At 69.1% G+C, this 6063-nt stretch carries 10 protein-coding genes; 6 read left to right on the forward strand and 4 right to left on the reverse strand.

What is annotated here, in order from left to right:
* Positions 1–251: DUF998 domain-containing protein (locus ABT297_RS42455; protein ID WP_350559696.1), on the reverse strand; the 251-nt coding region annotated here is incomplete at its 3' end.
* 206 nt (positions 252–457) lie between these two features.
* Between ABT297_RS42455 and ABT297_RS42460 the strand changes: the two genes are divergently transcribed.
* The 4 genes from ABT297_RS42460 (at position 458) to ABT297_RS42475 (ending at position 2854) form a co-directional block, all read left to right on the forward strand.
* Positions 458–862 carry an MDR/zinc-dependent alcohol dehydrogenase-like family protein gene (locus tag ABT297_RS42460; RefSeq protein ID WP_350559699.1) on the forward strand — a complete coding sequence of 135 codons (405 nt, stop codon included), beginning with the start codon at positions 458–460 and terminating at the stop codon, positions 860–862.
* Between the two features lie 154 nt (positions 863–1016).
* The gene (locus tag ABT297_RS42465; protein ID WP_350559702.1) at positions 1017–1166 is read left to right on the forward strand and encodes a hypothetical protein; all 150 of its coding nucleotides are present in this window, start codon (positions 1017–1019) and stop codon (positions 1164–1166) included.
* 137 nt (positions 1167–1303) lie between these two features.
* Positions 1304–1651 (forward strand): hypothetical protein, encoded by a 348-nt coding sequence (locus ABT297_RS42470; protein WP_350559705.1) that lies wholly within the window; start codon positions 1304–1306, stop codon positions 1649–1651.
* A gap of 192 nt (positions 1652–1843) precedes the next feature.
* Complete coding sequence (locus ABT297_RS42475; protein WP_350559708.1) at positions 1844–2854, forward strand: aminotransferase class V-fold PLP-dependent enzyme; 1011 nt, start codon at positions 1844–1846, stop codon at positions 2852–2854.
* Positions 2855–2865: 11 nt separating this feature from the next.
* On the opposite strand, the gene ABT297_RS42480 is transcribed toward ABT297_RS42475, so the two are convergent.
* Positions 2866–3573 (reverse strand): DNA alkylation repair protein, encoded by a 708-nt coding sequence (locus tag ABT297_RS42480; protein ID WP_350559711.1) that lies wholly within the window; start codon positions 3571–3573, stop codon positions 2866–2868.
* An 83-nt stretch (positions 3574–3656) separates the two neighbouring features.
* On the opposite strand from ABT297_RS42480, the gene ABT297_RS42485 reads away from it, so the two are divergent.
* Positions 3657–4607, forward strand: a complete 951-nt coding sequence (locus ABT297_RS42485) for an alpha/beta hydrolase (protein WP_350559714.1) — start codon at positions 3657–3659, stop codon at positions 4605–4607.
* 50 nt (positions 4608–4657) lie between these two features.
* Positions 4658–5035 (forward strand): hypothetical protein, encoded by a 378-nt coding sequence (locus ABT297_RS42490; protein WP_350559717.1) that lies wholly within the window; start codon positions 4658–4660, stop codon positions 5033–5035.
* A gap of 39 nt (positions 5036–5074) precedes the next feature.
* Here ABT297_RS42490 and ABT297_RS42495 read toward each other — a convergent pair whose 3' ends face one another.
* The gene (locus ABT297_RS42495) at positions 5075–5392 is read right to left on the reverse strand and encodes a hypothetical protein (RefSeq protein WP_350559720.1); all 318 of its coding nucleotides are present in this window, start codon (positions 5390–5392) and stop codon (positions 5075–5077) included.
* 366 nt (positions 5393–5758) lie between these two features.
* Complete coding sequence (locus ABT297_RS42500; protein WP_350559723.1) at positions 5759–5968, reverse strand: hypothetical protein; 210 nt, start codon at positions 5966–5968, stop codon at positions 5759–5761.
* Between the last annotated feature and the right edge of the window lie 95 nt (positions 5969–6063).

Here is a 6063-nt window from a genome sequence, read left to right on the forward strand (position 1 = left end):
ATCAGGCCCGACAGCACGAGGTTGGTGATCTGGATCCAGCCGAGCGAGCCGTTGGCCAGCAGACTCCAGGCGTGCCGGGAGATGTCGAAGTTCTCCCGGGTCAGGGCCTGCGCGAGGCTGACGGTGACGTAGAACGGGCCGGCGAGCACGCCGTAGCCGAGCAGCGAACGGGTCACGCGGTTCGCCCGGATCTCGGCGGTCGGAGCGGCGGCGGTGGCAGTGGCGGCGGTGGGGGCGAGCGTGGCGGTCATGGCTATGTCCTTTTCCTAGTGGCTGCCTTCACCTGTGCCTCGAACGGCGCCGCCGCGATCCGACATCGCGGCCCAGAATTTTTTCCGCCCCCATCGCACGCGCCACTACCAGCGGTTCTCCGTCACGATCCGCGCGATGCGGCGCCCCGCCGATCGGGATTCTTCGCGACCGCACCACAGGGCTGACCGGCACGGTCGACCTCGGATTGTCCCTCACCGGCGTCGTGACCGGGATCGGTGCGGAGGTCACCGGCTTCTCGGTCGGCGACACGATCGCTGCTCTCCACAGCGACTTCCGAGCCCAGGCCCGCGCGCACGCCGAGGAGACGGTCGTACCGTCGGCAACCGCCGCGCTGCTGCCGGCCGGCCTCGATCCGGTCGACACGGCCTCCCTGCCCCTCGACGCCTCGACCGCCGCGCGGCTGGTGAACCGGCTCGGTCCCGCGGCCGGGCGCACTTTGCTGGTCACGGGCGCCGCCGGCGGCGTGGGCGGGTACGCCGTCGCGCTGGCCGCCCACACCGGCTGGACCGTGACCGGACTGGCCCGCGAGTCCGATCGCGACTTCGTGCTGCGCGCCGGGGCTTGTGAACTTGTCACGCAGCTGCCCTGACCATCGTTCGATGTCGTCGTCGACGGCGCAGTCCTGCACGCCGCGGCCCTCGGCGCGATCCGCGACGGCGGCACGTTCGTCGGCGTGGCCTCGGCGTCGCCCGCGACGGGCGAGCGGGGCATCGAGACCCACATCCTGAGCGTCGAGCCCGACGGTGCTCAACTCGCCGAAATGCTCGCGCTCGCCGCCTCCGGGGTCCTGGAACTGCGGGGTGGCCGGCCGGGTGCCGCTGGCTCAGGCCGCGACCGCGTACGACAAGGTCGCCGACGGCGGACAACGGGGACGGTGGCTGCTGCTGCCGTAAGGGCCCTGCGGTAGCGGCGGATCGGTTGCCGCATCGCGGCGTTGGCCATCCGCTGGCCGTTGTCGATCTGAGCGTTCGTGGTTTGTCGCGGCGCGGGCCGCTGAGATTTGGTTGGTCGACGGTCGCGCCTTCGTGCGATGCTGCCCGTCGTGACGAAAGGCAAACCGGTCGTACTGCAGGTGTACTGCCGTGTCGAGGTCGTGATCGATGATCCGGCAGCGGTCACCGAGCTGGCTGTGCGACGGCTACGAGATGCGAACATCGACTGGTCGCGTGAGCAGGACACGGTCGAGGACGCCGCGGCCGAGCTGCGCGCGGACTTGGTGCAGGCGCTGGCCAGCGTGGTCGATCCAGACCGGATGCTGGATGGCGTACCGGGCGCGGAGATAAGACGAGGACGGTGGTGGGCCGAACGCGGCGGACCCTCGGCCCGGTTCCAGCCCGGCTTCACGGAGTCGGGTAGCGACGGACGAAGACGAACCTGAAGCGCCTATGCCGCAACGGAATCCGGCAGGTGGACACGCAGCGCCGGTCCCCGCCGTGCGGAATCCCATCCGGCGTCCCTCGCGTCCGTGATGCACCGCGCGACCAATGCCGGCGTCACCACACCGTTCGGAAGACCCAGCCAGTTGTTTCGAGCCTCCATTCGGCCCCGCCGCTGTCGGTACGCTCGGCCGGTGGATTCGACGTTGTGGGACGCACAACCGGGTTGGCTCAATACCGCGAGCTACGGGTTACCACCACGGCGGGCCTACGAGGCGCTGCAGGCGATGCTCGGCGACTGGCGTGTGGGGCGTACCTCGGCGGACCAGTGGAACGACTCGACCCAGCGGGCGCGGCGCTCGTACGCGCGTCTGATCGGCGTGGCTGCCGAGGATGTGTGCGTCGGGGCCCAGGTGTCGCAGGTTCTGACACCGGTCGCGGCCGGGCTCGCCGGACGCCGCTTCCTGGTGCCGGAGATCGAGTTCACCTCCAACGTATTCCCGTGGCTGCTGGCCGGACAGGTACGGACGGCGCCGGTGGCCGCGCTGCCCAGCCGGATCGACTCGTCCGTTGATGTGGTCGCGTTCAGCCTGGTGCAGTCGGCCACGGGCGAGGTCGCCGACTACCCGGCGATCGTGGCCGCCGCCCGGGCCTGCGGCGCCCTGGTCGTGGTGGACGCAACCCAGGCGTGCGGCTGGCTGCCGTTCGACGGGTCGCTCGCCGACGTGGTCGTCACCGGCACGTACAAGTGGCTGATGTCGCCACGCGGTACCGCACTGGCATATCTCGACCCGGGCCTACGCGAACGCCTGACCCCGTGGGCGGCCGGTTGGTACGCCGGCGAGGACGTTCACGACTCCTACTACGGTCCACCGCTGCGGCTGGCCAGGACGGCCCGTCGCTTCGACATCTCACCGTCCTGGCCCGCGTACGTGGCGACCGCTCCCGCACTGGAACTGGTCGAGGAATTGGGAGTGGCGGCGATCGGCGCACACAACGTGCGGCTGGCCAACCGGTTCCTCGCCGGTCTGGGCCGGCCGCCGGGAAACAGCGCGATCGTCGTGGTGGACGTGCCACAGGCCGAGCAACGGCTCAGCCGCGCCGGCATCCGCGCCGCGGTACGCGCCGGACGGCTGCGGGCGTCGTTCCACGCCTACACCACGGACGCCGACGTCGACCTCGCCCTCAACGCCCTGACGGCGTGACGCCGGCTTTCCTACTTGTCGCGCTGTCGGTGCACCATCTCGGCGATCCAGATGGGCGCGAACGGAGACGTACAGCCCGGGGAGGTCGGGTAGTCCTTGAGCACCTCCAGGCGCTCGCCGATGTCGATCGCACGGGCGCGGTGCTCGGCGTGCTCGATGCCGATCTGAGCCAGGCAGTTGTTCATCGCCCACTGCAGGCGGTCCGGGGCGTCTTTCATCTCCGCCTCGATGGCGTCGAGCAGTCCCGCGAGGTCGAGGCCCTCGGGCGTCTTCGTCACGCGTTCGGTGGTCAGCGCCCAGCCGGCACTCGCGGCCACCGGATCCGGATCGGCGAACCAGGTCAGGCGCAGCTCTTCGGCGTGCGGGTTCTTCTTCACCACGTAGTTCACGAGCCAGTCGTGCACCTTGGGTGTGCGCGCCTCGCGCACCATGACGTCCAACTCGTCACGCTCGAACGCCTTCGGGCGGCAGATCAGGATCGCCAGCAGTCTCGCCGCGGTGTCATTCGTCTCCCAGAGCCGGCCCGCGAGCTCCTGCTGCGTCTTCAACCGTTTCGCGAGCGCGCGCAGCTTGCTGAGGTTCACACCGTGATCGTCACCGTGTTTCTCGTTCACCTCCCGTGCCCTCGGGTCCTCGAGCCCGGCCAGCTCGGCCAGCACCTCTGCCACCATCGTCTCGGTCGGCGTCGTGTCGGCCACCTCAGCCTCCCCGTCCATCATGTGAGAGATCAGCGTACGACGGAAGGTCGGTGCGCGCGCCCCGCTGCCTCACCAGGCCGGGTCGAGGTGGCATCCTGTCCCGGATGGCCGAACCGATCACTCTCCCGCTTGCCGATGCCGAACTGGCCGCCTTCATTGAGGCCGTTCGGCAGAATCCCGGACTTCCTGCCGGTGCTGTGGGAGCGGTGGAACTGCGGCGCGCGCAACGGCGCCGTGTCGAAGCGCGCCCCCCAGGCCCGGAGATCGCCTGGGTCGAGGATCTGACGGTCGGTTCGACTGCCGTGAAGGCCCGCCTCTACCGGCCGTCGGCGGTGGCTCGGCCGCTGGTGGTGTTCGTCCACGGCGGGATGTGGACGATCGGCGATCTTGAGTCGCACGACCGGGCGTGTCGCCGCCTGGCGCTCAAGACCGGCATGTCCGTATTGAGCGTCGACTTCCGCCGAGCTCCGGAGCACCCGTGGCCGGCGGCCGTCGATGACTGTGTGGATGTCATCCGGTGGGCGGCGACCAGCGGGGGCTCGAGCGTCGGCATTGAGGGCCCGACCGTCGTGATGGGCGACAGCTCTGGCGGGAACCTCGCCGCGCTCGCGTGCCTGCGCCTGCGCGACGAAGGCGGACCACTGCCCGCCGCCCAGATTCTCGTCTATCCCAACACGGATCTGACACTGTCCTATCCCAGCGCGCGGACCAAGGCCACGGGTTGGGGCCTGGTCACCGACGACGTCGCGTGGGGGGCTGAACAATGGGTCCCGGACCCTTCGCGGCGCGCCGACCCCGACGTCAGTCCGGTTTTCAGGGCCGACCTCGGCGGGCTGCCGCCGGCCGTCGTTGTCACTGCGGAGCACGATCCGCTTCGAGACGAGGGCAACGCGTACGCGGCTCGGCTGGCGGCCGCGGACGTTCCGGTCAGGCATCGCTGCGAGGCCGGGATGGTGCACGGGTTCCTCACCCTCGACACCGTCTCACCCGCAGCGGCGGCGGCCGGAGACCGAGTTTTCGCCGACGTCGCCGATCTGGCCGTCCACCTCCGGTGATATCGCATCAGCGGCGTTGGCGTGGCGTCCCTCGGAGCATTCGCGTCGCGGTGGCCGTTCAGGCTGTTGTCCTGGCGTACGGCGGCGTCGTCCATGTGATCCAGCTCGTCACCGGCGGGTGGCCTCCTTATCCGTGGTGGCCGATCTGGCTCGCGGTCTACTTCACCTCGTTGACCCTGCTCGACCCGCTGGCGGCGGCACTGCTTGTGGCCCGGCGGGCGATCGGGCTCTACCTCGCCGCCTTCATTCTCGTCACCGACGCGGCTGCCAACTGGTACGCCACGTACTGTCTGCCCGGTGGCACCGCAGTGGCTCGAATCGCCCAGGCTGTGATCAGCGTCCTCGCGTTGGTTTCGCTGCTCCTAGTCCGATACGCACGGCCCTGGATGTCCCGCCCTCGGCAGGAGGAACCGAGCCGCAAAACCTGAATGCGCCGCCGGCCGCGCACGACGTCACGGCCGGTCACGTCAGCTCAGCGGCGTTCGGTAGAGAACCTCGACGTACACGATGTCGTCGTGCAGCACGTCGAGGATGAGGTAACCCGGCCACGGCGGTTTGAGGCAGACATTGCGGTGGCCCTTGCCGTAGGCGCCAGATGGCTTCGGCGCGGTGTAGAAGCTCTGGCAGAAGTCGTCTCCGCAGCCGCAAACCTGGACGATACGCAGCCAATCGACCTGATCTGTCAGTCGATCCTCGCCGTGCGCGCCAAGGGCCGCGGCGAGCTCGGTGGTGAAGATCGGCCAGGTTTTGCACAGTAACGGTGCCTGAGCTGGTTGGTTGTCCACGAGCACACAGGCTATCCGCTCGACCTTCCAAGGCCCACGTATTGAAAGCGACCGTCAATTGGCTGGCAGCGGCAGCCCGCGAGCAAAGTCTCCGCACTCATGCGCCCCCGGCGCCCACAGTGCACGGGTTCTCCATGATCACGGAGCGAACGTGCTGCTCCGTGTGCATTTTTACTCCGTGATCACGGCGAACATGATGGTCGGTCGACGCGGATCGCAAGCACGGACTGCGCCGCCCGAACTCGGCTTCTCGCGATGCCAAGCGCCCACTTGACGGTCACTCTTAGGCCGCGACGAGGGACGTAGCCGCAGGTGCGCGGCCTCGGCAAATGATGTAGACCGCCCCAGCGCGCCCGCCAACCCTCGCTAAAGATGAGGACCGATCGGGCGGGCCGTATCGCGTAGGCCCCGTTCGACCTCCCCGGCCACAGCAAGCAGCGGGCGGCTCAGGCGGTGGGCGGCGAACCCGGTCCGGCCGGCGACGCCGATTACCCCGACCAGGTGCTGCCGGTGGTCGCGGATCCCGGCGGCGATGCAGTTGTACCCGAGGGTCGACTGCTCCTGTTCGACCGCCACCCTAGATGATTGATGCCTTGAAGATTCAGTGGTCGTAGGCGATGAGGGACCGTTTGACTGGGGCGCCGATGGTCCAGTTGTGCCAGATCACGGCG

This window comes from Dactylosporangium sp. NPDC000555 (genome assembly GCF_040300025.1).
In the GTDB taxonomy this organism is placed as follows: domain Bacteria; phylum Actinomycetota; class Actinomycetes; order Mycobacteriales; family Micromonosporaceae; genus Dactylosporangium.

Coding starts and splice junctions, on each gene's coding strand:
- ABT297_RS42470 (WP_350559705.1), top strand. CDS start 1,304: ATGCTGCCCGTCGTGACGAAAGGCAAACCGGTCGTACTGCAGGTGTAC.
- ABT297_RS42485 (WP_350559714.1), top strand. CDS start 3,657: ATGGCCGAACCGATCACTCTCCCGCTTGCCGATGCCGAACTGGCCGCC.
- ABT297_RS42480 (WP_350559711.1), bottom strand. CDS start 3,573: ATGATGGACGGGGAGGCTGAGGTGGCCGACACGACGCCGACCGAGACG.